This window comes from Vibrio sp. THAF190c (assembly GCF_009363355.1).
In the GTDB taxonomy this organism is placed as follows: domain Bacteria; phylum Pseudomonadota; class Gammaproteobacteria; order Enterobacterales; family Vibrionaceae; genus Vibrio; species Vibrio fortis_A.
The window spans coordinates 2,879,511-2,904,200 of record NZ_CP045338.1 but is presented as its reverse complement, the minus strand read 5'-3'; the positions used below and the strand labels follow the sequence as shown (position 1 = coordinate 2,904,200).

Genomic DNA, 24,690 nt, shown 5'->3' with positions numbered 1-24,690 from the left:
ACTCCAGAGTCTTATAAAAGGAATACTTGTTTTTTGATTACGCTGACATGTTCATCAGCAGGTAGCCTTGGTATGCCAAGAAGCAGACCACAAGTGCGCCACCTTCAATACGGTTGACGCTGCGTGATTTGCCAAGCGCCATAACAACCAATAGCAGAGAAACACCGAGCATGACCCAGAAGTCACGACCCATTGCGAACTCGCTTAGAATAGAAGGGTTTAGGATGCCAGGGATACCCATAACAGCAAGGATGTTGAATACGTTAGAGCCGATGATGTTGCCGACAGCCATGTCATCTTCACCCTTCATTACGCCTGCAAGTGAAGCGGCCAATTCAGGAAGACTCGTACCCACAGCGATAATGGTTAGACCAATAACAAGGTCACTCATACCGAAGTATTTCGCAATAACGACGGCGTTGTTCACCAACGCATCCGCTGAGATAGGCAAAACAATCAGACCAACAACCACCCACATTGCGGCTTTGATGTTGCTAACACCTTCAGGAATCTCAGATTCTTGCTCTTCGATAAAGGCATCGCCGTTGCTTTTTTCGCGACGGCTAATCTGCAGCATTGCAAACAAGAACGCAGCAAACAGTACAAATAGTAGAATACCTTCGTAGAAGCCAAGGTAGCTATCCCACAGAAGTGCACCAGCTAATAGTGTGACACCAATCATTAACGGCAGTTCACGGCGGATCACTGCAGAACTAATTGAAAGCGGCTTAATAAGTGCAGTAATACCTAGAATTAGCGCGATGTTGGCGATGTTTGAGCCAAGCACGTTACCTACGGCGGTGTCGGTTTTGCCGTCAAGTGCTGCGGTTGCAGAAACCATCATTTCAGGGGCCGAAGAACCCATTGCAAGAATCGTCATACCGATAACTAGGGGAGAGATTCCGAAGTTGCGAGCCAATGCCGCAGCACCGTAAACCAGTTTATCTGCACTCCACACCAAAAAACCTAGGCCGATAATAAGAAACGCAATCGCTTCAAGCATGATGATTCCTAAAAATTAATAAAAAATGGACAATTAACCGCTAATTTTGACGTGTTGCTAGATAAAAGGGAAGTCACGGATTCAATTAATTCTGACTAAGTTGTAAAGAAAGTGCATTTGTAGGGATATTTCTTAATACTTTCAATTCCCTGCTTGATGTTTCGATTTGCTACAATTAATCGAACAGTGCTTTTAATTCTCATTCAGACTACTTATCATGAGCACAATTATTGGCGTTTTTTAGAGCAAGGAAATAACAAAAGCATGCTAAAGAATGAGCTTGTGAAAGTTAAGAACCTCAGCTTTTCTCGAGGGGAACGAGTGATCTTCGATAATATCGACCTCGAAGTTCCTCAAGGAAAAGTGACAGCCATCATGGGGCCTTCGGGGATCGGTAAAACGACCTTGCTGCGCTTAATTGGTGGTCAGCTCCCTCCAGACCAAGGTGAAATTTGGTTTGATGGCGACAACATTCCTAGTTTGTCGCGCCGTAAGCTCTACCAAGCTCGTAAAAAAATGAGCATGTTGTTCCAGTCCGGGGCACTTTTTACTGATCTCAATGTCTTCGATAACGTGGCCTTTCCGCTGCGTGAGCACACTGAACTGGATGAGTCGCTGATTCGCACCATTGTGCTGCTTAAACTTGAGGCCGTTGGACTGCGTGGCGCAGCACAGTTGATGCCGAGTGAACTATCTGGTGGTATGGCAAGGCGTGCCGCGTTGGCGCGAGCAATCGCTCTCGATCCCGACCTTATTATGTACGACGAACCCTTTGTGGGGCAGGACCCTATCACCATGGGGGTTCTGGTTGAGCTGATTCGTAATCTTAATCAAGCGTTAGGCCTCACCTCAATTGTGGTTTCACACGATGTTCCAGAGGTGATGAGCATTGCCGATTGGGTTTACTTACTCGCTGATGGCAAAATTATTGCGAAAGGGACACCAGAAGAGCTGCGAAAAAATGAAGATCCACGAGTACAGCAGTTCTTAAATGGTGAAGCAGATGGCCCAGTGCCGTTTCGTTTCCCAGCTCAAAGTTTAGAGAAGGATCTATTCTAGATGTTTGTAAATTATATCGCTGGAGTCGGTCGCCGAACATTAGCTATGTGCGAAGCATTTGGTCGCGCAAGCTTGATGTTGTGGGGCGCTTTCTTCGGCATTCCGCGCTTAAAAAACTTCCCGCTGTTGGTGAAGCAGTTATATAGCGTAGGGGTTCAGTCGCTGGCGATCATCGTCGTTTCCGGACTGTTTATCGGTATGGTACTCAGCCTACAAGGCTACGTGGTACTGATTGATTATGGTGCGGAAGGTAACCTTGGCCAGATGGTCGCGCTATCACTGCTACGTGAATTAGGACCAGTGGTGACAGCTCTACTTTTTGCAGGGCGAGCAGGCTCTGCGTTAACGGCTGAGATTGGCTTAATGAAGGCAACCGAGCAGATCTCCAGCCTTGAAATGATGGCAGTTGATCCTCTAAAGCGCGTTATCGCACCGCGACTTTGGGCTGGTCTTATTTCAATGCCACTGTTGGCCATGATCTTTATGGCGGTTGGTATTTGGGGCGGTCAACTAGTCGGTGTGGATTGGAAAGGCATCGACCACGGCAGCTTCTGGTCGGCAATGCAATCTTCAGTAGAGCTAGGTCGAGATATTGGCAACAGCATGATCAAATGCATGGTGTTTGCGATTACCGTGACTTGGATTGCTCTGTTTAATGGTTATGACGCAATACCAACCTCGGAAGGTATTAGCCGTGCAACCACGCGCACCGTGGTGCACTCTTCTCTAGCAGTATTAGGGCTAGATTTTGTTCTTACAGCATTGATGTTCGGGAATTAATCATGCAACAAACTCGAAAATTAGAATTATGGGTCGGTAGCTTTGTTATCGCGGGAATTTGCGCAATCTTAATCATGATCTTTCAAGTCGCTGACGTGAAAGGGCTAGGTTCCAACCATACTTACACACTGAAAGCGACGTTCGATAATATCGGCAGCTTGAAAGTGCGCTCTCCTGTTAAAGTGGGTGGGGTTGTTGTTGGTCGTGTAAACAGCATTCAGCTAGATGCAGAAAGCTATCTGCCTGTCGTCGAGCTATCGATTGATGCGAAATATGATCAGTTCTCTGAAACGTCAAGTGCACAGATTTTGACATCAGGCTTGATTGGTGAGCAGTACATTAGCCTTGTACCAGGCTTTGTCTTTGAAGATGAAGAGATGCTGGTTGATGGTGATGTTATCGAAGACACCAAATCTGCATTAGTATTAGAAGATCTGATTGGCCAAGTGCTTTATAGCGTTGGCGGCTCTGATGAAGCGACAACTGAGGAATAGATTCATGTTAAGAAGAATGTTTATGATGGTCGTAGCTATGATCTTTGCGACCAATGTTGTGGCAGAAGAGAGCATCGACCGTACACAACCTTATCAAATGATGACTCAGGTTTCTGAGGTGGCATTTAACCGTTTGAAGGCGGAGCAAGAGAACATCAAACAAGACCCTGAGTTGTTGAAAGTGATTGTTGAAGAAGAGCTGATGCCTTATGTCAACGCACAATACGCAGCGCTGAAACTATTGGGCCCAAACCTGAAAGGTGCCAAGAAAGATGACGTGCGTGTTTTCATCGGTGCGTTTCGTAAATATCTCGTTTCTTCTTACGCTCAGGTACTAACGCAATACACGGATCAAACCATTCAGTTTGGTCCTGGGCCGAAGATCAAACCTGATAGCCGTATTACCAGCATCAAGGTCGACATCATTGATTCGCCAAGACCGAACATCAAGCTTGAATTCAAGCTACGCAAAGATAAGAAAACCGGTGAGTGGAAAGCCTTTGATATGGTTGCTGAGGGAATTAGTCTACTCTCAAGTAAGCAGTCAGAATGGAATACTAAGATTCGCCAACAAGGAATTCTATCCGTTGCTAAAGAATTAGAGCAGCTAGCGGCACAACCTATTCGTTTTGAGAGCTCGAAGAAATGAGTCAAACGCAATGGAGTGAGCTTAGCTCCGTCGAGTTTCAGCTGAGTGGCGATTTAGACCGCGACAGCGTGCCTGCAATTTGGCGCACATTACAGGCATGGAAAACGACAGAATCTCGCGTGCAAGTGAACCTCAACACGGTTGAGCGCATCGATTCATCAGGAATGGTGATGCTAATTCACTTAATAGAGCATGCAAAAAATCAAAACTGTCATATAATGCTCAGTTTCGTGCCAGAACAATTACGAACGTTGTTCCAATTGAGCAATATCCAGCCAATGATGGCAGAACACTTAAAAGATTAGGCAGGAGCTATTTGTGGACAGCACAAAAGTACAAGAATTATTAGCAGAGGCACTTAACCTTCAAGAGATTATCGTGAAGGGTGAAGGCAGCCATTACGAAGTTGTTGCAGTGGATGCATGTTTTGACGGCATGAACCGTGTTAAGAAGCAGCAGCTGATCTACGGCCCACTAATGGAATACATTCAACGCAATGACATCCATGCTCTTTCTATCAAGGCATACACGCCAGAAGAGTGGGAACGTGATAAGAAACTGATGTCACTTTAAGGTTTATGATGGAAAAGTTTCGAGTTATTGGATCGGATCAGCCGTTAAACGGTGAAGTGACGATCTCTGGTGCAAAAAATGCTGCACTACCTATTTTGTTTGCTTCAATTCTGGCGGAAGAGCCAGTTGAAGTAAGTAATGTTCCTCACCTACGTGATATCGACACGACGATGGAGCTGCTTAAGCGCCTAGGTGCAAAAGTGTCACGTAACGGGAGCGTACATGTCGACGGTAGCGAAATTAACGAGTTTTGCGCACCGTACGATCTAGTAAAAACAATGCGTGCTTCAATTTGGGCTTTGGGTCCACTAGTGGCACGTTTTGGTCAAGGCCAAGTTTCACTGCCTGGTGGTTGTGCGATTGGTGCTCGTCCGGTGGATCTTCACATTCACGGTCTAGAGCAGCTAGGTGCAACAATCACTCTAGAAGACGGCTATGTGAAAGCGAATGTTGATGGTCGCCTAAAAGGTGCTCACATCGTAATGGATAAGGTTAGCGTTGGCGCAACCATCACCATTATGTGTGCAGCAACATTGGCAGAAGGTACAACAGTGCTAGATAACTCAGCGCGTGAACCTGAGATTGTCGATACTGCTGAATTCTTAAACAAGCTAGGCGCTAAGATTTCTGGCGCAGGTACAGACACCATCACAATTGAAGGTGTTGAACGCCTTGGTGGCGGTAAGCACGCTGTAGTTGCTGACCGCATTGAGACGGGTACTTTCCTAGTTGCGGCTGCTGTATCGGGCGGTAAAGTGGTTTGTCGCAATACTAGCGCACATCTACTTGAAGCGGCTCTTGCTAAGCTTGAAGAAGCGGGTGCTAAGATTGAAACTGGTGAAGACTGGATCAGTCTTGATATGACTGACCGTGAACTGAAAGCGGTTAAGATCGTAACAGCACCACACCCAGGCTTCCCGACTGATATGCAGGCTCAGTTTACGCTGCTAAACATGATGGCGAAGGGCAGTGGTGTGATCACTGAAACGATTTTCGAAAACCGTTTCATGCACATCCCTGAACTACAACGTATGGGCGCAAAAGCTGAGATTGAAGGTAATACCGCGATCTGTGGTGAGACTGAAAAACTGAGCGGTGCACAAGTGATGGCAACGGACCTACGTGCATCAGCAAGCTTAGTGATTGCTGGCTGTATCGCTCAAGGTGAAACCATTGTTGACCGTATTTATCACATCGATCGTGGCTACGATAAGATTGAAGATAAGTTGTCGGCACTGGGCGCTAACATCACGCGCTTTCGTGAATCGAACTAAGCCTCGATACCACGACGTATGACGAGATAATAAAAAAGAAAGTCGAAACTTTGGTTTCGGCTTTTTTATTGTATTTTGCCGCTTACGACTCTGTTACCATCATGCGTAATAGAAACAGACCTAGTTAAGCGGTTGTTGAGGAACAAAATGATAGCAATATTACGTATTTTCGCTGTAGCAATATTTGCGATTTTCATGTTTGTGTTTGGTTGTGGTTACTGCTTGTTAAGCCCACGTAATCCAAAGCATGTATTCACTTTCGGTCGCTACTTTGGCCGTATGTCAAAGATCTTCGGTATCACCCTGGACTTACGTATTCCAGAGGACGCGTACTCTCGTGGTCAACATGTCTACATTGCTAACCACCAAAACAACTGGGACCTATTCACAGTTTCTTCGGCGGTAACACCGAAAGTGGTTACTGTTGGTAAGAAGAGCCTAGCTTGGATGCCACTGTTTGGTCAGCTTTACTGGCTAACGGGCAACATTCTAATTGACCGCGCTAACCGCAGCAAAGCCGTTGGCACGATTGACCAAGTGGTTGATAACCTAAAAGGCAGTGATGTATCGGTGTGGATGTTCCCTGAAGGAACTCGCTCTCGTGGTCGTGGCCTATTGCCATTTAAAACAGGTGCATTCCATGCAGCAATTGGCGCTGGCTTACCGATTATCCCAATCGTATGTAGCTCAACGGGCGGAATCAAACTGAACCGCTGGAATAACGGTCACGTTATCGTGGAGATGCTACCACCAGTTAGCGTTGAAGGTTTTGATAAGTCGAATGTGCGTGAGCTAGCGAATGAGTGCCGCGAGCAGATGAAAGCAAAACTGGCAGAGCTTGATGAAGAAGTAAAAGCTTTGAACAGCAAGTAATACCAATCGCTTTAGCGTTTTTCAGATATTAAAAAAGGTTGCCGCAGTGGCAACCTTTTTTGTATCTAGTCGAGACTATTTGCGAACTGCGATAGCTTCGATTTCGATACCAACATCTTTAGGAAGACGAGCAACTTCAACACATGAACGTGCAGGGTAGTTTGCTACGTCGTGCTCGTCGAAGAACTTACCGTAAACTTCATTTACTGTGCCGAAGTCGTTAAGGTCTTTAACGAATACAGTTAGCTTAACAATGTCTTTTACTGTTAGACCAGACGCTTCAACAACGGCTTTAACGTTTTCAAGAGATTGACGAGCTTGTTCTGCGATGTCAGAAGACACTTCACCAGTAGCTGGGTTTACTGGGATCTGACCTGAAGTCAGTACCATGTTGCCTAGGTCAACGCCTTGTACATATGGGCCGATTGCTGCTGGAGCTGATTCTGTGTGAAGTACTTTAGTCATTATAGGTTCCATCATTTTATTAGATAAAAAGCGAAATTCAGTGTGCCTTCAAAGCGGCATTAGGTAAAGAATAAAATACCCCGCACAGGCGAGGTATTTCATAGTTTTTATATTCTTTACGTGCTACAAGGAGATGTTATCTCTCAGTAACGATCTCGCGAGAGAAAACCTTTTCACAGTATTTGCACTTCAGGCGAATATCGTCATTCTTTTCAAAGATCTTAAAGCTGCTTTCGACCGGCTCATTGTGAGTAATGCAGTTGGTATTCGGGCATTCAAATACATCGTTGATCTGGTCTGGCAGCTCTAGAGCTAGCTTTTTTACTACTTCGTATTCTTCAATCTGGTTCACGGTTGCGTGCGGCGCGTAAAGGGCTAGCTTGTTTGCTTGCTCTTCTGTTACGAACACATTCTCAATCTTCAGTAGGTCTTTGCCACCTAGAGCAGAAGAGGGAAGGTTAAGGCCGATAGTCACGCGCTGGTGAGAGTTATGCAGATCAAACAGCTTTAATACCTTGATACCCACGTTTGCTGGAATATGGTCGATTACCGTGCCGTTTTTAATCGCTTCAACTTTTAACTGAGTTCCTTTAGACATGATATCTCTCCTATTACAGCGTTTCGTTAAGAACAAGGGCTAGTAGTGCTTCACGTGCGTAAACGCCATTCTCAGCTTGCTGGAAGTAATAAGCGTGTGGCGTTTTATCGACGTCGATAGTGATTTCATCGACGCGTGGCAGTGGGTGAAGAACCTTAAGGTTTTCTCTTGCACCTTCTAGCAGCGCAGCCGTTAGGATGTAAGCCGACTTAATATGTGCGTACTCAGACTCATCGAAACGCTCTTTCTGCACACGTGTCATGTACAGGACATCTAGTTCTGGAATCACAGAGTCCATATCAGTTAGAAGTTGGTATTCAATGCCAGCCTCGTCTAACTCTTCACAGATGTAGTCTGGCATGGCTAGAGCTTCAGGAGCGATGAAGTAGAAACGGATGTTATTGAACTTAGCTAAAGCTTGAGTCAGAGAGTGAACGGTACGGCCATACTTTAGGTCGCCGACGAACGCGACGTTAAGGTTATCAAGACGGCCTTGCGTTTCAGCGATAGAGAATAGGTCTAAAAGCGTTTGTGTTGGGTGTTGGTTAGCACCGTCCCCTGCGTTAATCACAGGTACACCGTTAGAGAACTCAGAAGCCAGTCGTGCTGCACCTTCTTGAGGGTGGCGCATGACATAAGCGTCCACGTAAGAAGAGATAACTTGTACAGAGTCAGCTAGGGTTTCACCTTTCTTCGCTAGAGAGGTGTTACCGCCGCTATCAAAACCGATTACGTCGCCACCGATACGTTGAATCGCCGTTTCGAAAGAGAGGCGAGTTCGTGTTGAAGGCTCGAAGAAACAACTCGCGACAACTTTGTTTTTAATCAGCTCAGGATTCGGTTCTGCTTTTAGCTGACCAGCTGTTTGAACAATCAATTCTAGCTCTTCACGAGAAAGCTCTGGAATTGAGATGATGTGCTTTTGATAGAGCGAGTTCGCCATGATCTTCTTCCCCACAATAATGTAATGACCATAAAAAAGCCCCCCATAATGGGAGGCTTTAAAAAGAGGTTTCTGAGCAGAATAGACGACCTTGTAAGCCAGCCAGCTTACGCGCAATATTCAACGATGTCATAATATTGATAGGTGTCATTTTCACTACTCTCAGACAAATTGCCGAGAATTATACGCTTTCAATTTGTGAGCGCAAGCGATTACATCAACCTTTTATTGTTATGAGATTAATAGCCTATCCAAGCGTAGCAACCATCACCGCTTTGATGGTGTGCATGCGGTTTTCTGCTTCATCAAAGACAATCGAGTAATCTGACTCAAAGACTTCGTCGGTCACTTCTAATCCATTCATACCGTACTTATCAGCGACCTGCTGGCCAATCACGGTCTCGTTATTATGGAAAGCTGGAAGGCAGTGCATAAACTTCACTTGTGGGTTTCCAGTAAGCTTAATCACATCCATATTGACTTGGTAAGGTTTCATCACCGCAACACGCTCATCCCAAGCTTCCGGTGATTCACCCATAGAGACCCATACATCAGTGTATAAGTAGTCACAACCTTTTACACCCTCAGCTACGTCTTCCGTTAAGGTGATTTTCGCGCCTGTTGTTTGCGCGATGGCTTGGCACTCTTCAACCAGTTGTTCTTCAGGCCAAAAAGCTTTCGGAGCCACGAGGCGAATATCCATCCCCATCTTTGCTGCACCAACTAGTAGCGAGTTACCCATGTTGTTACGTGCATCGCCTAGGTAAGCAAAGCTGATTTGGTGTAGCTGTTTTCCGCGGCCATGTTCTAGCATGGTCAGGAAGTCAGCCAAGATCTGAGTTGGGTGGAATTCGTCTGTAAGGCCATTCCAAACGGGAACACCGGCGTAGGCACCTAGGTCTTCAACAATACTCTGACCAAAGCCACGATATTCAATGCCGTCGTACATACGACCCAGTACTCGAGCTGTATCTTTCATTGATTCCTTTTGACCGATCTGGGAGCCAGATGGCCCGATGTAAGAGACTTGAGCTCCTTGATCAAACGCGGCAACTTCAAAGGCACATCGAGTACGAGTAGAGGCTTTTTCAAAGATCAGTGCGATGTTTTTACCGAGCAGTTTTTTCTGTTCAGTACCTGCATACTTAGCTTTCTTTAGATCTGCTGACAGATCCAGTAAGAATTGAATCTCTTTTGGAGTAAAGTCGAGCAATTTTAGAAAGTTACGATTGCGAAGATTAAAAGCCATATCTCGCTCCTTGAGCAAATAGAATCAATGAAAGCTTTAGTTAAACATAAAAATGCTATATTTGTGAATATTTATTTTATTAATTTGATAAAAAAGGCCAGCACATATTGGCTGACCTTTTAAGAAGGGAAGGGAGGAGGTTGAAATTAGATGCCGTCGCGCTCGATTGGGCAACTCATACAACGAGCACCACCACGTCCACGACCTAATTCATTACCAGGAATTGTCAGAACCTCGATACCCGCTTTGTCATACTTCTCGTTAGTATAAACGTTGCGTTCGTAGCCAATCACAGTGCCTGGTTTCACTGTTAGAACGTTGTTCGCGTCATTCCACTGCTCACGCTCTGCTTCATAGTTGTCACCACCTGTTGTGATGATCTTCAGCTGATCTAGGCCCAGTGCTCCTTCGATTGCTGACAAGTAGTTATCCGCTTTCTCAACACGCATCTCACCATTCTCTTTTGGTGTAAGGCGCCATGTATCTAGATCTTTGCGTACGATCTCTGGGTATACAGAGAAGGTATCAATATCCATGTGTGTCATTACGGTATCTAAGTGCATGCACGAACGGTGTTTAGGCAGATCGATCGCGATAACTTCTTTTGCTTGGCCTGATTTGAATAGGCTCGCTGCAAGGTTTTCTACACCTTGTGGCTTAGTTCGCTCTGAGATACCGATAAGAACCGCACCTTTACCAATCACTAATACGTCACCGCCTTCAATATTGGCATTGTCGTAGTGAAGGTCTTCGTCGCCAAAGTACTTGATGAAATCTTGGCCTGCGAACACTGGGTGCCAACGGTAGATAGCACGCAGGTGGTTAGTTTCACGCTGACGCGCTGGTTTCATCATTGGGTTGAGCGACACACCACCATATACCCAACAAGAGGTGTCACGGGTAAATAGGTGGTTTGGTAACGGCTCAATCACAAAGTCCAATGGACGATGCATCTTTGGCAGCATCGACGATGAAGCAATTGGCAGTTCTGAATAAGCCAAACCGCCAAGCAAGATAGTGGCGAGGTGTTCGTTATCCATTTGTGCTAAGTAGTTTCTTAGGTCGCGCGCAAAGGTTGGGCCGTAGCGGAAATCTGAAATTTGGGTATTGAGTAGCCACTCACGAGCTTCAGAAACATCCAGTGTTTCGACCAATAGGTCGTGTAGCAATAACACCTCGACACCTTGGTTACGAAGTGTTGATGCGAAGGCATCGTGTTCTTCACCCGCAGCTTCTACTGCTAGTACATCATCAAAAAGAAGTTCGTGACAGTTTGAAGGGGTGAGGTGGGTGAGTGCTCTTTCTGGTCGATTTAATAGAACTCGTCTTAATTGACCGACTTCGGAGCCAACGTACAGCTTACTCATTTTGCATCCTTACTTTTAATCCAGCGTCTATTTATGACAAGCTTGATCGCATTATGCAAGCCCAGTGAAAGATAGAAAAAATAGGTTATTTGATTAAATTTGGATGAAAATCCTACTATATGTTCACATTTGTTATTTTTTGACTATTTTCCCCGCTTGGAAACAAATCATCGATTTCTGCGTTTCTATGCTGCTATTCATCTAGGAAATAGAAATTAAAAACAGCGGTAAAGTGATTTTTTATTCATTAATATGCACTTTAATTGAATAGAGCGAGATCTTATGCAAGTCACACAAATTGTATGTATGCATTCACAGTGATTAATCAGGCATTTCAAATCAAGCCCAACCTGATCAGCCGATGAAATGAAATGCTAAAAGTGCTTTTGGTTAATAATATGTTGAATATTTGTTTCTGTGATTGCGATTTTACTTTTGGCTCTGTTTGAGTGTCTTTAATAAGGGATAAAGTTTGCTGTTGCCCGATGATCTAGGTGGCTTTTCTGCGCGATCCATGCCATATTTCGTGGCAATCAAATTTGATCCTTTCATAGTCAACACTCTGGAGCAGAAACATGTCTCACGAAGATGAATATCTATCAGTAGAAGAATTAATTGAGATTCAAAAGGAAGAGACTCGCGATATCATTGCAGCATTGATCGAAGACGGTAGCGATCCTGATGCACTTTACGAAATTGAGCATCACCTATTTGCTGAAGATTTCGATGTACTTGAGAAAGCGGTTGTTGAAGCATTCAAGATGGGCTTTGAAGTATTAGAAGCAGAAGAGACAGAAGACGAAGACGGCAACAAGCTGCTTTGCTGCGACGCGACTATGCAGTCGGCTCTTAATGCTGAAGCGATTGACGAGCAAGTTGAGAAGCTGGTTAATCTAGCGGAAAAATTTGACATCATTTACGACGGTTGGGGCACTTACTACGAAGGTGAAGATGCTATCTACCCACAAGATGATGAAGACGAAGAGTAATCTCGTTACTGAATTGAAAGATACCAGCACCTAGTTGCTGGTATTTTTTTGCCCATATAAAAACCAATGTCTTTATGTGCGTGTATTCATTATAATGCGGTCAAAATTGATCTAGCTCAAGGAATGATATGCGGCTGCAACTTGATGGTCTTTGGCAAATATCGCCACTCACTGACCTTTCTATACCCCAAGATGACATTACTTTCCCTGCACCGCTGAGCGCAAAACTCCCAGACACGCTAAGTGAAGAAGAGATTGCGGCTCAAGAGTGGCACTTAATGCACGATATCGAAGTCGATGATGCAATGTTAGCGTGTCCCTTCGTTGAGCTAGTGATTGCTGGCGTCGACTATTTTGCCGAGGTTCGCCTTAACGGTGTGGCCGTGTTCGATTGTGACGGTAGCCAAGAAGAGTACCGCAAAGATATCCGCCCATATATGCAAGCTGGCCGTAATCGCTTTGAGATCTTATTCCTTGAGGAAGAAGAAGGGTTATTGTTGGAAGAGGACATGGAAGAAGTCGCTCCAACAACGCCTGTTGCTAAATCTGATTCACGTATTGGGATTTGGCTGGCTCCTTACTTGCAGTTTGTTCGCCATATCAAACTAGAACAGGTGGTTACAGAGCAGATCTGGCACCACGGTGGTGGTTGTGAGTTCAAGGTCGATGTGATTTACCAGACTCTCAAATCTGGGTTAGTGTCTGCATCGATCAAATTCAATGGGATGACATTAGTGATGCCTATTGATGTGCGGGCTGAACACACCGGTGTGGTTTTTCAGGTTGAAGCGCCGGTGATATTTGACATCAATAATCCCAACCCTAAGCACTTGTATGAGTTAGAGGTTGAGCTTGATGGGCAGAAAGAGAGCTCTTTTGTTGCTCTTAACCCAGCTTCGTGTGTGAGCAACTTTCTGCGTTAATCTCGATAGGGGTAACTTGGTTACCCCATATATTAAAGCGCTTTGGCCATAACAACTTCGCATGCGTCATGGCCGGTCTCTCCCCAAGCGCCGTCTAAGTGCTCAAAACCTAAAGACTCATAGAGCTTGATAGCTGCTCCCAAACACTCTGTCGTTTCTAGGTACATCTGCTTGTACCCTTGTTGTTTCGCTAGCTGAAGACTCAGGGCAACAATACGTTTGGCTAGCCCTTGCCCACGCGTCTGCTCTAAGAAATACATCTTTTGTAGTTCACACACTTCAGGCTTACCTGCTAATGGCGCAAAACCGCCACCGCCAACAATCTTACCTTGGTACTCGATGACCCAATACATGGCATTGTCTTGGGCGTAGACAGAATACATATCATCCAGAGTTGGATCTCCAACACCATATCCTTTATCAGCAGTTAAGCCATGCTCGGCCGACACCTGTCGAATAACCTCAGCGACTTGCGAGTTATCGGCTTGTGTCATAGGGCGAAGCACAAATTCATCCGTTTGGCAGACTTTTGTTAGGCCTTTGAGGTATGCCTCTAAGCCCTGCTTGAGCTGTTGCTGTTCGTCCTCATTAAGTGTCTTTAGTAGAGAATCAAAGAAAGTGTCTTGTTGTTGATCGAGTTGCGAGAGGGTAGACGCACCATGAGGAGTCAGCGCTATATTTTGGCTGCGCTTGTCGCGAGGATTCTCAATACCTGTCACGAGTCCAAGTTTACCTAAACCAGACACAGTACGACTTGCATTAGATTTATCGACATGCAGTCGTTGTGCCAGTTGATTGATGGTTAGTGGCTGCAGTTGGATCTCTCCAAGTGCATGTGCCTGTACTGGAGTGAGCGCAATCTCGCCACACTGTTTATCAAGCATCCCCAGCAAACGCACAGCTTGGCGAGAATAATGTCTTAGTTGACGAGCATTCATGATGACTTGTTCCTTAAAATAAAGTTGCGCACCGCAATTAAATTAATTGCGGTGCGCAACTTTGTCAAGGGCAGCCATTTATTCACCAGTAGACTATCGACTTTTCCTTAGACATATCTCTCTACTTTAAGCGTGCTGGTGGTGACAGAACTGAGGAACATTGACCTCTGATTTACGCTGCCAAACTTTCTCATGAAAGTAGTAAGCGACTGTATTCAATGTTGGTTCTAACATCGCCATCACGCCGCCCACAAAGGCATCACCTGTTAGTAAGTAGACTACGGTAAACGCGACGCTGAAGTGAATGGTAGCAAAGCTGGCCGTTTTTAATTTGGTCATCCATTGACGAGCTTTTAGCGTTGGAACCTGAGCCCACGCCTTTTCATGAAAATAGAAAGCGACGGTATTCACTGAAGGCTCAATCATGGCAATTAAACTACCAATTAGAATGTCGCCAGTCAGAACGTAAGCGACACTAAACGCGATAGTAAAATGAAGTGCTGCAAAGGTTAGTGTCTTTTTCATGATAAATACTCAATCGTTGATGTGTTTCGATAGGTTTATTATTGAGAATAATTATCATTAAATCTAATGGGAAGTTAATATTGTTTTGATAGGCAGAAACTATCAAAGAAGAACAAGCAAAAGGTGTCTTAAAAATAGTATGCGTTTATTAGTGATAAATACCTCATTAGTCCTTATCTAACTTATTGTAATTATTTGTAAAAATTATGATAGCTTCCTTTGATTTATTAATTCAGCTGATTGATCAGCATGGCGTGTTTCTATAGCGTGCTCTCTCCCAATGTGCACTTAGATGTACATGGTTTAATGATAAACGTCAGATGGAGTAAAAAATGGAAACCAAAGGGTTAGAAACTAAAGTTCACTTTAGTGGCAAAGGTAAAGAGTACTTTGGCATATGGATAGTCAATATCCTGCTATCAGTGATTACGCTTGGAATTTATTCAGCGTGGGCCAAAGTACGTAATAAGCGCTATTTCTACGGTCATACATCGATAGCTGGTGATAGCTTCGAGTACCATGGACAGCCAATGCAGATTCTCAAAGGCCGTGCTATTGCGCTTGTTTGTGTCTTAGTGTGGTCGATTGCAGAACAGTTTTCTCCTGAGCTTTCTTTGGGGTTAATCGTGGCTTTTGTTCTGCTGCTACCTTTACTCGCTCGCAGCAATGCACGCTTTGACGCGGCAATGACGAGCTTCCGTAATGTGCACTTTTCGTTTCACGGCACGGTTGCTGGTGCGTACTGGTCTATATTAGGTCGTGGCATGCTTGCCATGCTTGGTTTTGTTGCAGCTATGGCTGCCGTAATCTTTACCATGAGTCTTAATATGACTGCTGGTGTAGCAGCCATCCTTATACTCTTGCCTGCTTATGTCTACCTGCAGGCTTGGTCTTTGGTTGGTATGGCTAATTACTTCTCGAATGGCTACCGCTATGGTGAGCGCCAATTTAGCGCAGATTACAAAAACGCGTTTTACTTCAAGACCTATATGATCGCGACGATAGCGTGGCTTGTTATCACTGCGGTCTTAGTCGGAGCTTTCTTTATGATGGCGGGTGTTAATCTGATGAGTAACCCAGAATCGTACCTTGATCTCATGGGACATAGCGATCTAGCCGTTATAATGATTGGCTACTATTTTGGTTTCATTGCTATCGGTCTAGCCGTAGGCGCGTACCTGAAAGTGCGTGTTCGAAACTACACATTCTCGCAACTGGTTCTTCAATCTAGTGAAGCTGAGAGTGAGCCGAAGTTTACTTTCGCTTCGACTCTAACGGTTAAGGGTTACGTCAGCTTGGTTGTGGTTAACTTCTTGCTGCAAGTCGTCACGCTAGGTCTTGCTCGTCCTTGGGTTATGGTAAGAACGATGAACTATTTAGCAGACAATACCTCTGTTTACGGCGATCTTGATTTGCTGGTCGCTACTGACCAAGACTCTGATGTGAAGTCAGCGGTTTCTGATGAGGTTGCACAAGCCTTTGATGTCGATCTTGGTATTGGCTAATGTTATCTGGTGTCGCTCATCCGCCTCGCAGCTCTGAACGCTGTGAGGCAACATTAGAGATATCGCTCGACGGTATGTTGGTGATTAATGCCTGCAATCAACGCAGTTCGGCCAATGTTGCTGACGTGAAAATCAGTGTCGGTGTTGGTTCAACGCCAAGTAAGATCGCATTTCCTGACGGCTGGCTTTTTGTGGCGCAACCGAGTGATGAACTGACGGCGTTTTTAAAACAGCATGGTCAGCATGATTGGATGGGCAAGCTAGAGAAGAATGTTACGGCGATTCTGCTATCTTGTATCGTCATACTGGCGCTGACCATTGGAACGTTTACTCACGGCATTCCTTGGCTAACAGAGAAAGTTGTTGCTTACCTTCCTGACTCAGCCTCAAAGATGGTAGAGGATAGGGTGTTAGTCTCTTTGGATGAGCAATTGTTTGAGCCATCGAACTTAACATTGTCGCAGCAAACTATGATTCGCCAGCGTTTTGAAAATCATTTGAGAGCGCTCGGTATTGATGAGGACGTCCGTTTGCTGTTTCGCTCCTCTGAGCTCGGTGCGAATGCTTTTGCCTTGAGCCACAGTACTATCATCGTGCTTGATGACTTGGTAGCGCTAACGGAAACCGAGCAGCAATTGGACAGTATCCTGATGCATGAGTTGGGGCATATTGAGCAACAACACGTCATGAAAGCGATTGTTCGTTCTAGCTTGCTTTCACTCTCTGTCGCAATGTTGACAGGTGAGAGCTCAGGTGTGATCGATAACTTAGCTGGGGTCGGGGTTTTCGTCGCCAATAATGGTCAGTCGCAGCAGGCAGAACGAGAAGCGGATAGGTTTGCGTCGGATTCAATGTGGCAGATACACGGCACCAATCAGCCTATGATTGAGATGTTTGAGTTGTTACGAGAGAGCTCTGAAAATGAGGCTGAAATACCTGCGTGGTTAAGCACCCATCCAGAGTTAACCGAGCGTATAGATTCGCTAAAAAGTGCTCATTAGCGATAAACGACAAGATCAAAAAAGGGCAGAATTATCTGCCCTTTTTATATGCTCGAATTGGTAAGTTAATTAACCAATTACAGTGCAGCGATAGTCGCTTTCTGCTCTTCAAGCTTAGCTAGTGTCTCTTGGTAGCCTACTAGCTTCTCACGCTCTTTGGCGATAACCGCTTCAGGAGCTTTAGCAACGAAACCTTCGTTACCTAGCTTGCCTTCGATACGCTTGATTTCGCCGTGCGTTTTCTTCACTTCTTTATCAAGACGAGCAAGTTCTGCATCTTTGTCGATAAGACCTGCCATTGGGATCATCAGCTCAGATTGACCCACTAGCTTAGTCGCACATGCTGGCGTCTCAGCGTCATCTGCAAGAACCGTTAGGCTATCTAGCTTAGCAAGAGAGTTCAGAACTACCTTGTTCGCTTCGATACGTGCCGCATCTTTCTCGTTAGCAACTTTGATCATCACTTCTAGACCTTTGCTAGGTGCAATGTCGTATTCCGCACGCAGGTTACGGATAGCAGTGATGAAAGTCTTAACCCATTCGATGTCTTCTACGATCTCAGCGTTGAAGTTCTCTTCGTTAAACTGAGGAAGTGCTTGAGTCATGATAGTGTCGCCTTCAACACCGTCTACTAGCGGCTTAACGCTCTGCCAGATAGATTCAGTGATGTAAGGAAGCACTGGGTGAGCAAGACGTAGTGTCTTCTCTAGAACAGTGATCAGCATGTAGCGAGTCGCTTGTTGCTGTGCTTCTGTACCTTTCCATAGAACTGGCTTAGTTAGCTCTAGGTACCAGTCACAGAATTGGTTCCAGATGAATTCGTAAAGCGTGTTTGCTGCCATGTCTAGACGGTAGTTGTCTAGGTGAGCATTAAACTCTTTCGCTGCTAGTTCAAATTGAGATTCAATCCACTTATCTGCTAGAGAGAATTCCATGTTTGCACGGTCTTCTGCAGATAGTGACATGCCACAATCGTGCTCTTCTGTATTCATCAGTACGTAACGGCTTGCGTTCCATAGCTTGTTACAGAAGTTACGGTAACCTTCAAGACGCTTCATATCCCAGTTGATGTCACGGCCAGTAGAAGCCATAGCAGCAAGAGTGAAACGCAAAGCGTCAGTACCGTATGGTTCGATACCGTTTTCGAAGGTCTTACGCGTGTTCTTCTCGATCTTCTTCGCTAGCTGAGGTTGCATCATGTTGCCACAACGCTTTTCTACTAGAGATTCAAGGTCGATACCATCGATCATGTCGATAGGGTCAAGTACGTTACCTTTGGACTTAGACATCTTGTCACCGTTTTCGTCACGGATTAGGCCCGTTACGTAAACTGTCTTGAATGGTACTTGTGACTTACCATTTTCATCTTTGTTGAAGTGCATGGTCATCATGATCATACGCGCAACCCAGAAGAAGATGATGTCGAAGCCAGTCACTAGAACGTCTGAAGGGTGGAATGTCTTCAGGTCTTCAGTTTGCTCAGGCCAGCCTTGAGTACCGAACGTCCATAGCGCAGAAGAGAACCATGTATCAAGTACGTCGTCGTCTTGGCGTAGTACAACAACAGGTGCAAGGTTGTTGTTTGCACGTACTTCTTCTTCAGTACGGCCTACGTATACGTTGCCATCATTGTCGTACCATGCAGGGATACGGTGACCCCACCAAAGCTGACGAGAGATACACCAGTCTTGAATGTCACGCATCCACGAGAAGTACATGTTTTCGTACTGTTTAGGAACGAATTGGATTTCACCATCTTCAACCGCTTTAACAGCAGGCTCAGCAAGAGGTGCAGCGCGCACGTACCATTGGTCAGTTAGCATTGGTTCGATAACCACGCCACCACGGTCGCCGTAAGGAACAGTTAGGTCGTGATCTTTGATCTCGTCAAGAAGACCAAGTTCTTCGAATTCAGCAACGATCGCTTTACGAGCAGCAAAACGCTCCATGCCGTGGTACTTAGTAGGTAGCTCAGTAGAGTAAACATCGCTCGCTTCACCGTTAGTAGTGAATACTTCAGCCGCATCACGGATGTCTGCGTTGAACGTTAGGATGTTGATCATTGGTAGGTTGTTGCGCTTACCAACTTCGTAATCGTTAAAGTCGTGAGCAGGCGTGATCTTCACACAACCTGTGCCTTTTTCCATATCAGCGTGCTCATCACCTACGATAGGGATCAGACGGTTAACGATAGGAAGTAGGATCTCTTTACCGATAAGATCTTTGTAACGAGGATCTTCTGGGTTTACTGCAACACCAGTATCGCCAAGCATGGTTTCTGGACGAGTTGTCGCAACAACAATGTAGTCTTTACCTTCAGCGGTCTTCGCGCCGTTTGCTAGCGGGTAGCGGAAGTGCCACATGTGGCCTTTTTTGTCTTTGTTTTCAACTTCAAGATCAGAAATTGCTGTGTGCAGTTTTGGATCCCAGTTTACTAGACGCTTACCACGGTAGATTAGGTCTTCTTCGTATAGACGAACAAACACTTCTTGAACAGCATTAGATAGGCCATCATCCATAGTGAAACGCTCGCGGTCCCAGTCTACAGAAGCGCCTAGGCGACGAAGCTGCTTAGTGATTGTGCCACCAGATTCGTTTTTCCATTCCCAGATTTTGTCGATGAAAGCATCACGACCGTAGTCGTGCTTAGTTTTGCCTTCTTCAGCAGCAATCTTGCGCTCAACAACCATTTGAGTTGCGATACCAGCGTGGTCCGTACCTACTTGCCAAAGGGTGTTTTTGCCCTTCATACGTTCAGCACGGATCAGAGTATCCATGATAGTGTCTTGGAACGCGTGACCCATGTGTAGGCTACCAGTGACGTTCGGTGGCGGGATCATGATGCTGTAAGCTTCTTTTGATGTGTCACCGTGTGGCTTGAAGTAGCCTTTCTCTTCCCAAGCCTGATACAGGGCTTGTTCGATTGATGTTGGGTTATATGTCTTTTCCATAGTGCTCTTTTACGGATACTGTGAATGGTTAATCTTGGTCAAACTTCATAAGTGAAGCTTCTTGAACCTTAATTCAAAGATAGCTTTAACTATGAGGTTTGACTATGGATGCTGAATCTCAATCGTTTGTAATTGATACCCAGCTTGACGGTAAATTTTATACCTTTCGCGCGCGAGTTGCTTCGCTTTTTCTTCGCAAGGCACGAAGTCTATCACCTGAGCAAAGGCGTTCGCAAAGGTTGTATGATTATCGGCCACATTTATTACCAATTGACGGTTCCAATTGGGCTTAACACCCTCGTAACCTATTTCAATATTGGTGGCATACTTTGGACCTTCACCAACCAAGTTATGCGCCATAAACTGCTCGGGTTCGACTTGCCAGAAGATTTCTGCAAGGCTCTCGGCATGCGCTTTGTCGTTGCAGTTCAGGTAGAGTTTTGCGCCTTGCTTAGCAAAGTGATGAGCGAGAAACAGCACGTACTCGGCAAAACCTTGTGGCTCTGCTTGAGGACTGTCTGGCGACACAATGTAAAAAGTGGCTGTCTGCATAACGCTACTCAAACTCGATAAAAGCTAGGGACTAATTTTCCATCATAAGTTACTAAAAAAGGGCCCGTAGGCCCTTTTTATTATTTTGAAGATTACTCTTCAGTCTCATGGCCGCTGCGGTTCAATAAGAATTGGACTAGCATTGAGACTGGACGACCAGTCGAGCCTTTCGCTGCACCAGACTTCCACGCAGTACCTGCGATGTCGATGTGTGCCCAGTTGTATTTCTTAGTGAACTTAGACAAGAAACAACCTGCAGTGATAGTACCGCCTGGACGGCCACCGATGTTTGCCATGTCAGCAAATGGGCTATTTAGTTGCTCGTGGTACTCGTCTGCCATCGGTAGACGCCATGCACGATCACTTGCTTGCTCAGAAGCGTTAACTAGCTCGTGAGAAAGTGGGTTGTGATTCGATAGAACGCCACTGATGTGGTGACCTAGAGCGATAACACATGCGCCTGTTAGCGTTGCTACGTCAACCACGCAATCTGGTTCGAAACGCTCAACGTAAGTGAGTGCATCACAAAGAACCAAACGACCTTCCGCGTCAGTGTTTAGTACTTCAACAGTTTGACCAGACATCGTTGTTAGGATGTCACCTGGACGATAAGCATTGCTGCCTGGCATGTTTTCACAACCAGCAAGAATACCAACAACGTTGATTGGTAGGTTCAGTTTAGCGAGCGCTTTCATCGTACCGAATACAGATGCAGCACCACACATGTCGTACTTCATCTCATCCATGCCTTCGCCCGGCTTCAGTGAGATACCGCCTGAATCGAACGTTAGGCCTTTACCTACAAGTACAATCGGTTTTGCATCAGAATCTGGTGCGCCCTTGTACTCCATGATAGACATCATAGATTCGTTCTTAGAGCCACGACCTACCGCTAGGTAAGAAGTCATGCCCAGTTTTTCCATCTCTTCTTCACCAATGATCTTAGTCGTCACAGTGTCGAAATCGTCAGCAAGGCGACGAGCTTGAGATGCAAGGTATGCTGGGTTCGCGATGTTTGGTGGCATGTTGCCAAGGTCTTTCGACGCTTTTACACCTGAAGCAATAGCTAGACCGTGAGAGATCGCTTTTTCGCCTAGGCTTAGTTCACGACGCGTTGGTACGTTAAATACCAGCTTACGTAGTGGGCGACGAGTCTCAGGCTTGTTGCTCTTGAACTGATCAAATGTGTATAGGCCATCTTTAGTCGCTTCAACCGCTTGGCGAACTTTCCAGTAAGTATCGCGGCCTTTAACGTGCAGTTCAGTTAGGAAACATACTGCTTCCATAGAACCTGTTTCGTTAAGCGTGCTGATGGTTTTTTGGATAATTTCTTTGTATTGGCGCTCACCTAGTTCACGCTCTTTACCACAGCCTACTAATAGAACTCGTTCTGAAAGTACACCTGGTACTTGATGCAGTAGTAGCATCTGGCCTGGTTTACCTTCTAGGTCACCACGGCGAAGTAGTGAACTGATGTAGCCATCGCTGATCTTATCTAGCTGTTCGGCTACAGGAGAAAGGCGGCGTGGTTCGAATACACCGACAACGATACATGCGCTGCGTTGTTTCTCTGGACTGCCACTTTTTACACTGAACTCCATGCGTACTCCTACATCCTGAAGACAAATAGAACTAAATGTTAGATAATGCGATCTTACTTGTTGGATCCTACAATGGAACTAACCTTATAGAAGAGCGCTAACACTTAGCTAAAAATTTAAAAAATAAAAGGTTCAACGGGAAATTATAGTGATTCAATCAAAAAAACAAGTTTTGTATAGGTAATTTCAGCGTGATTATTGTTAGATATTTGATCCGCGAGACAATCAAGAGCCAATTTGCGATCTTTTTTGTCCTTTTTCTTGTATTTCTTAGCCAAAAATTTATCAGTGTTTTGGCTGACGCTTCGGACGGTGACATTCCCGCAAGTCTCATTTTATCGATTGTTGGCCTGAACATGCCTGCGATGGGGCTGTTGATGTTACCGCTGAGTATTTATATCGGTATCTTGCTGACATTTGGACGACTTTACGCTGAAAGTGAAATTGTGGTGATGAACGCCACTGGTATCGGTAATAAGTTTTTAATTCAGGCTGCACTCTACCTAGCCTTGATTACAGCGAGCGTTGCGGCATTCAACTCGCTATGGCTATCACCTTGGTCGCAAGACAAGGTTGAGCAGCTCTACGAAAAAGTAGCGGCAGAAAACAGTGTCGACCTATTACCTAAGGGCAAATTCGAAAGCACCCCTGACGGTTCTTCAGTTGTCTTCATTGATGATATTAGAGGTAATAAGCTGGAAAATGTCTTCGTTGCGCAGATTACGCCTCGCGATTCGATTCTACCAAGCGTGATGTTCTCGTCTTCTGGTGATGTAAAAGAGTTAAGTGATGGCCGACAAGTGATCGCTATGTATGATGGTACGCGCTATGAGGGTGTTCCGACGCGTGTTGATTATATGATGACGCACTTCGACGAGTACGAAGGCCTGATTGGTCAGCGAGATGTTAAGAAGAAAGGACGTGACTGGGAAGCAATTCCGACTCTAGACCTTATTAACCACCCAGACAATAATGCCAAGGCAGAGCTGCAATGGCGTATATCTTTGGTTATCTGTATTCCGCTTCTAACTATGTTGGTTGTTCCGTTGTCAGCGGTAAATCCACGACAAGGTCGTTTTGCCAAAATGGGGCCAGCGATTCTGATCTATCTAACTTACTTCTTAGCGATCAGTGCAACGAAGTCGTCAATAGAAGAAGGCAGCATCCCTGCCACTATTGGTATGTGGCCAATCAATGCCTTGTTGTTGATTGTGGCTGTCTCTGCAAACTTTATGGATAGCGTGCCAGTAAGGCGCATGAAAGAAAAATTCAAGAAGAAAAGGTTGGCCTAAGCCGTGTTTAAGATTCTCGATTTATATATTGGCAGAACCATTATCTCTACCACTGCTCTGGTGCTTGTGACATTTGTTGGCCTGTCTGGGATCATCAAATATGTTGAGCAGTTAAGAAAGGTCGGTCGCGGTACTTACGATTTGCTACAGGCCTTGTACTTTGTTCTTCTGAGTATCCCGCGTGATATCGAAATGTTCTTCCCAATGGCAGCGCTATTAGGGGCGTTGATCGGCTTAGGTATGCTAGCTGCCAGTTCTGAACTAGTCGTTATGCAAGCTGCAGGTTTCTCTAAGTTAGATATCGGTCTATCGGTACTTAAAACAGCAGTACCTTTAATGATCATCGTAACCTTGCTTGGTCAATGGGGTGCACCGCAAGCGCAGAAGATGGCTCGTGATTTAAGAGCTATCTCTATCTCTGGCGGTAGTATTGTTTCGACGCGAAGTGGTGTTTGGGCTCGTGACGCCAATGACTTTATCTTTATTGCCAAGGTCGATGATGAAAGACTTTATGGCATGAACATGTGGCGCTTTGACCAAAACAAAGAGCTTCAGTCGACCATCTTCGCTGAGCAGGTTGATTACGACGGTAATAACACTTGGACAATGTCAGACGTGCAGATCACCTCATTCGAGGATGATGTTCAAATTACCAAAGAGAGCCTACCGAGTTACTCTTGGCAAACTTCGCTTGCTCCAGACAAACTGGCGATTGTAACCGTGAAGCCAGAAGAGCTTTCGTTAAGTGGTTTGTATGATTACGTCTCTTATTTGCAGGCTTCTGAACAAGATGCGTCGCGTTATGAGCTCGCTTTCTGGCGCAAGGTAACGCAGCCTCTGTCTATTGCCGTAATGATGTTGATGGCTCTGTCGTTTATCTTTGGACCACTGCGAAGCGTAACCATGGGCGCACGGATCTTATCGGGTGTGATTGCAGGCTTTACTTTCTACATATCCAGTGAGTTCTTTGGGCCTGTCAGCTTGGTATACCAGATACCTCCTGTATTTGGGGCGGTCGCACCAAGTATCGTGTTCTTTGGTATTGCCTTGATGCTATTAAGGCGAAAGTTATAGATGAGAAAAAGG

25 protein-coding genes are annotated in these 24,690 nt (G+C 45.4%); 14 read left to right on the top strand and 11 right to left on the bottom strand.

Features of this window, described 5'->3' with window-relative positions; genetic code table 11:
• Nucleotides 1-37: 37 nt before the first annotated feature.
• The gene (locus tag FIV04_RS13055; protein ID WP_150869335.1) at nt 38-1,003 is read right to left on the bottom strand and encodes a calcium/sodium antiporter; all 966 of its coding nucleotides are present in this window, start codon (nt 1,001-1,003) and stop codon (nt 38-40) included.
• A 264-nt stretch (nt 1,004-1,267) separates the two neighbouring features.
• Here FIV04_RS13055 and mlaF point away from each other — a divergent pair, with 264 nt between their 5' ends.
• The 8 genes from mlaF (at nt 1,268) to FIV04_RS13020 (ending at nt 6,705) form a co-directional block, all read left to right on the top strand.
• The gene (mlaF, locus tag FIV04_RS26945; protein ID WP_172974249.1) at nt 1,268-2,062 is read left to right on the top strand and encodes a phospholipid ABC transporter ATP-binding protein MlaF; all 795 of its coding nucleotides are present in this window, start codon (nt 1,268-1,270) and stop codon (nt 2,060-2,062) included.
• Complete coding sequence (mlaE, locus tag FIV04_RS26940; protein ID WP_032553263.1) at nt 2,063-2,842, top strand: lipid asymmetry maintenance ABC transporter permease subunit MlaE; 780 nt, start codon at nt 2,063-2,065, stop codon at nt 2,840-2,842.
• A gap of 2 nt (nt 2,843-2,844) precedes the next feature.
• A complete protein-coding gene (gene mlaD, locus FIV04_RS13045; RefSeq protein ID WP_150893337.1) occupies nt 2,845-3,336 on the top strand; it encodes an outer membrane lipid asymmetry maintenance protein MlaD in 492 nt (163 codons plus the stop codon).
• A 4-nt stretch (nt 3,337-3,340) separates the two neighbouring features.
• Entirely contained in the window at nt 3,341-3,985 is a 645-nt protein-coding gene (locus tag FIV04_RS13040) for a phospholipid-binding protein MlaC (protein ID WP_152469339.1), read from the top strand.
• On the top strand, nt 3,982-4,290 hold the full coding sequence (locus FIV04_RS13035; RefSeq protein WP_032553260.1) for a lipid asymmetry maintenance protein MlaB: 309 nt from the start codon (nt 3,982-3,984) through the stop codon (nt 4,288-4,290). Before FIV04_RS13040 ends, FIV04_RS13035 begins: the two co-directional genes overlap by 4 nt.
• 13 nt (nt 4,291-4,303) lie before the next feature.
• Nucleotides 4,304-4,558: a BolA family iron metabolism protein IbaG gene (ibaG, locus tag FIV04_RS13030; protein WP_032553259.1), complete on the top strand. Its 255-nt coding sequence runs from the start codon at nt 4,304-4,306 to the stop codon at nt 4,556-4,558.
• Between the two features lie 8 nt (nt 4,559-4,566).
• Nucleotides 4,567-5,832 carry a UDP-N-acetylglucosamine 1-carboxyvinyltransferase gene (gene murA / locus FIV04_RS13025; RefSeq protein ID WP_152469338.1) on the top strand — a complete coding sequence of 422 codons (1,266 nt, stop codon included), beginning with the start codon at nt 4,567-4,569 and terminating at the stop codon, nt 5,830-5,832.
• A gap of 147 nt (nt 5,833-5,979) precedes the next feature.
• The gene (locus FIV04_RS13020; protein ID WP_032553256.1) at nt 5,980-6,705 is read left to right on the top strand and encodes a 1-acylglycerol-3-phosphate O-acyltransferase; all 726 of its coding nucleotides are present in this window, start codon (nt 5,980-5,982) and stop codon (nt 6,703-6,705) included.
• Nucleotides 6,706-6,780: 75 nt separating this feature from the next.
• Here FIV04_RS13020 and FIV04_RS13015 read toward each other — a convergent pair whose 3' ends face one another.
• The 5 genes from FIV04_RS13015 to arcA all read right to left on the bottom strand — a co-directional run bounded on the left by FIV04_RS13015 (nt 6,781) and on the right by arcA (nt 11,327).
• Nucleotides 6,781-7,170, bottom strand: a complete 390-nt coding sequence (locus FIV04_RS13015) for a RidA family protein (protein ID WP_032553255.1) — start codon at nt 7,168-7,170, stop codon at nt 6,781-6,783.
• Nucleotides 7,171-7,306: 136 nt separating this feature from the next.
• Nucleotides 7,307-7,768 carry an aspartate carbamoyltransferase regulatory subunit gene (gene pyrI, locus FIV04_RS13010; protein WP_032553254.1) on the bottom strand — a complete coding sequence of 154 codons (462 nt, stop codon included), beginning with the start codon at nt 7,766-7,768 and terminating at the stop codon, nt 7,307-7,309.
• 13 nt (nt 7,769-7,781) lie between these two features.
• On the bottom strand, nt 7,782-8,711 hold the full coding sequence (pyrB, locus tag FIV04_RS13005; protein WP_150893343.1) for an aspartate carbamoyltransferase: 930 nt from the start codon (nt 8,709-8,711) through the stop codon (nt 7,782-7,784).
• Nucleotides 8,712-8,958: 247 nt separating this feature from the next.
• On the bottom strand, nt 8,959-9,960 hold the full coding sequence (locus FIV04_RS13000; RefSeq protein ID WP_150893345.1) for an ornithine carbamoyltransferase: 1,002 nt from the start codon (nt 9,958-9,960) through the stop codon (nt 8,959-8,961).
• A gap of 146 nt (nt 9,961-10,106) precedes the next feature.
• Nucleotides 10,107-11,327: an arginine deiminase gene (gene arcA / locus FIV04_RS12995; protein WP_032553249.1), complete on the bottom strand. Its 1,221-nt coding sequence runs from the start codon at nt 11,325-11,327 to the stop codon at nt 10,107-10,109.
• 575 nt (nt 11,328-11,902) lie between these two features.
• Here arcA and rraB point away from each other — a divergent pair.
• Both rraB and FIV04_RS12985 read left to right on the top strand, forming a co-directional pair.
• Nucleotides 11,903-12,316, top strand: coding sequence for a ribonuclease E inhibitor RraB (gene rraB / locus FIV04_RS12990; protein WP_032553248.1), 414 nt, complete (start codon nt 11,903-11,905; stop codon nt 12,314-12,316).
• A 128-nt stretch (nt 12,317-12,444) separates the two neighbouring features.
• Complete coding sequence (locus FIV04_RS12985; protein WP_152469337.1) at nt 12,445-13,239, top strand: hypothetical protein; 795 nt, start codon at nt 12,445-12,447, stop codon at nt 13,237-13,239.
• 32 nt (nt 13,240-13,271) lie between these two features.
• On the opposite strand, the gene FIV04_RS12980 is transcribed toward FIV04_RS12985, so the two are convergent.
• Together FIV04_RS12980 and FIV04_RS12975 are read right to left on the bottom strand one after the other, a co-directional pair.
• A complete protein-coding gene (locus FIV04_RS12980; RefSeq protein WP_152469336.1) occupies nt 13,272-14,177 on the bottom strand; it encodes a bifunctional helix-turn-helix transcriptional regulator/GNAT family N-acetyltransferase in 906 nt (301 codons plus the stop codon).
• Between the two features lie 126 nt (nt 14,178-14,303).
• Complete coding sequence (locus FIV04_RS12975; protein ID WP_152469335.1) at nt 14,304-14,702, bottom strand: DUF2061 domain-containing protein; 399 nt, start codon at nt 14,700-14,702, stop codon at nt 14,304-14,306.
• A 332-nt stretch (nt 14,703-15,034) separates the two neighbouring features.
• On the opposite strand from FIV04_RS12975, the gene FIV04_RS12970 reads away from it, so the two are divergent.
• Together FIV04_RS12970 and FIV04_RS12965 are read left to right on the top strand one after the other, a co-directional pair.
• Nucleotides 15,035-16,207 carry a YjgN family protein gene (locus tag FIV04_RS12970; protein ID WP_152469334.1) on the top strand — a complete coding sequence of 391 codons (1,173 nt, stop codon included), beginning with the start codon at nt 15,035-15,037 and terminating at the stop codon, nt 16,205-16,207.
• Complete coding sequence (locus tag FIV04_RS12965) at nt 16,207-17,208, top strand: M48 family metallopeptidase (RefSeq protein ID WP_152469333.1); 1,002 nt, start codon at nt 16,207-16,209, stop codon at nt 17,206-17,208. The genes FIV04_RS12970 and FIV04_RS12965 overlap by 1 nt, the downstream gene beginning before the upstream one ends.
• A gap of 77 nt (nt 17,209-17,285) precedes the next feature.
• Here FIV04_RS12965 and FIV04_RS12960 read toward each other — a convergent pair whose 3' ends face one another.
• The 3 genes from FIV04_RS12960 to pepA form a co-directional block, all read right to left on the bottom strand.
• On the bottom strand, nt 17,286-20,159 hold the full coding sequence (locus FIV04_RS12960; RefSeq protein WP_152469332.1) for a valine--tRNA ligase: 2,874 nt from the start codon (nt 20,157-20,159) through the stop codon (nt 17,286-17,288).
• A gap of 102 nt (nt 20,160-20,261) precedes the next feature.
• A complete protein-coding gene (locus FIV04_RS12955; protein WP_152469331.1) occupies nt 20,262-20,711 on the bottom strand; it encodes a DNA polymerase III subunit chi in 450 nt (149 codons plus the stop codon).
• A 92-nt stretch (nt 20,712-20,803) separates the two neighbouring features.
• Complete coding sequence (gene pepA / locus FIV04_RS12950; protein WP_032553239.1) at nt 20,804-22,312, bottom strand: leucyl aminopeptidase; 1,509 nt, start codon at nt 22,310-22,312, stop codon at nt 20,804-20,806.
• 191 nt (nt 22,313-22,503) lie between these two features.
• On the opposite strand from pepA, the gene lptF reads away from it, so the two are divergent.
• Nucleotides 22,504-23,604 (top strand): LPS export ABC transporter permease LptF, encoded by a 1,101-nt coding sequence (gene lptF / locus FIV04_RS12945; RefSeq protein WP_152469330.1) that lies wholly within the window; start codon nt 22,504-22,506, stop codon nt 23,602-23,604.
• A 3-nt stretch (nt 23,605-23,607) separates the two neighbouring features.
• On the top strand, nt 23,608-24,678 hold the full coding sequence (gene lptG / locus FIV04_RS12940) for an LPS export ABC transporter permease LptG (RefSeq protein WP_150869323.1): 1,071 nt from the start codon (nt 23,608-23,610) through the stop codon (nt 24,676-24,678).
• Nucleotides 24,679-24,690 lie beyond the last annotated feature (12 nt).

Bases quoted from the DNA above. Each gene is read 5' to 3' on its own strand.
- FIV04_RS13055 (WP_150869335.1), bottom strand. From the start codon at position 1,003: ATGCTTGAAGCGATTGCGTTTCTTATTATCGGCCTAGGTTTTTTGGTG.
- mlaF (WP_172974249.1), top strand. From the start codon at position 1,268: ATGCTAAAGAATGAGCTTGTGAAAGTTAAGAACCTCAGCTTTTCTCGA.
- mlaE (WP_032553263.1), top strand. From the start codon at position 2,063: ATGTTTGTAAATTATATCGCTGGAGTCGGTCGCCGAACATTAGCTATG.
- mlaD (WP_150893337.1), top strand. From the start codon at position 2,845: ATGCAACAAACTCGAAAATTAGAATTATGGGTCGGTAGCTTTGTTATC.
- FIV04_RS13040 (WP_152469339.1), top strand. From the start codon at position 3,341: ATGTTAAGAAGAATGTTTATGATGGTCGTAGCTATGATCTTTGCGACC.
- FIV04_RS13035 (WP_032553260.1), top strand. From the start codon at position 3,982: ATGAGTCAAACGCAATGGAGTGAGCTTAGCTCCGTCGAGTTTCAGCTG.
- murA (WP_152469338.1), top strand. From the start codon at position 4,567: ATGGAAAAGTTTCGAGTTATTGGATCGGATCAGCCGTTAAACGGTGAA.
- FIV04_RS13020 (WP_032553256.1), top strand. From the start codon at position 5,980: ATGATAGCAATATTACGTATTTTCGCTGTAGCAATATTTGCGATTTTC.
- FIV04_RS13015 (WP_032553255.1), bottom strand. From the start codon at position 7,170: ATGACTAAAGTACTTCACACAGAATCAGCTCCAGCAGCAATCGGCCCA.
- pyrI (WP_032553254.1), bottom strand. From the start codon at position 7,768: ATGTCTAAAGGAACTCAGTTAAAAGTTGAAGCGATTAAAAACGGCACG.
- pyrB (WP_150893343.1), bottom strand. From the start codon at position 8,711: ATGGCGAACTCGCTCTATCAAAAGCACATCATCTCAATTCCAGAGCTT.
- FIV04_RS13000 (WP_150893345.1), bottom strand. From the start codon at position 9,960: ATGGCTTTTAATCTTCGCAATCGTAACTTTCTAAAATTGCTCGACTTT.
- arcA (WP_032553249.1), bottom strand. From the start codon at position 11,327: ATGAGTAAGCTGTACGTTGGCTCCGAAGTCGGTCAATTAAGACGAGTT.
- rraB (WP_032553248.1), top strand. From the start codon at position 11,903: ATGTCTCACGAAGATGAATATCTATCAGTAGAAGAATTAATTGAGATT.
- FIV04_RS12985 (WP_152469337.1), top strand. From the start codon at position 12,445: ATGCGGCTGCAACTTGATGGTCTTTGGCAAATATCGCCACTCACTGAC.
- FIV04_RS12980 (WP_152469336.1), bottom strand. From the start codon at position 14,177: ATGAATGCTCGTCAACTAAGACATTATTCTCGCCAAGCTGTGCGTTTG.
- FIV04_RS12975 (WP_152469335.1), bottom strand. From the start codon at position 14,702: ATGAAAAAGACACTAACCTTTGCAGCACTTCATTTTACTATCGCGTTT.
- FIV04_RS12970 (WP_152469334.1), top strand. From the start codon at position 15,035: ATGGAAACCAAAGGGTTAGAAACTAAAGTTCACTTTAGTGGCAAAGGT.
- FIV04_RS12965 (WP_152469333.1), top strand. From the start codon at position 16,207: ATGTTATCTGGTGTCGCTCATCCGCCTCGCAGCTCTGAACGCTGTGAG.
- FIV04_RS12960 (WP_152469332.1), bottom strand. From the start codon at position 20,159: ATGGAAAAGACATATAACCCAACATCAATCGAACAAGCCCTGTATCAG.
- FIV04_RS12955 (WP_152469331.1), bottom strand. From the start codon at position 20,711: ATGCAGACAGCCACTTTTTACATTGTGTCGCCAGACAGTCCTCAAGCA.
- pepA (WP_032553239.1), bottom strand. From the start codon at position 22,312: ATGGAGTTCAGTGTAAAAAGTGGCAGTCCAGAGAAACAACGCAGCGCA.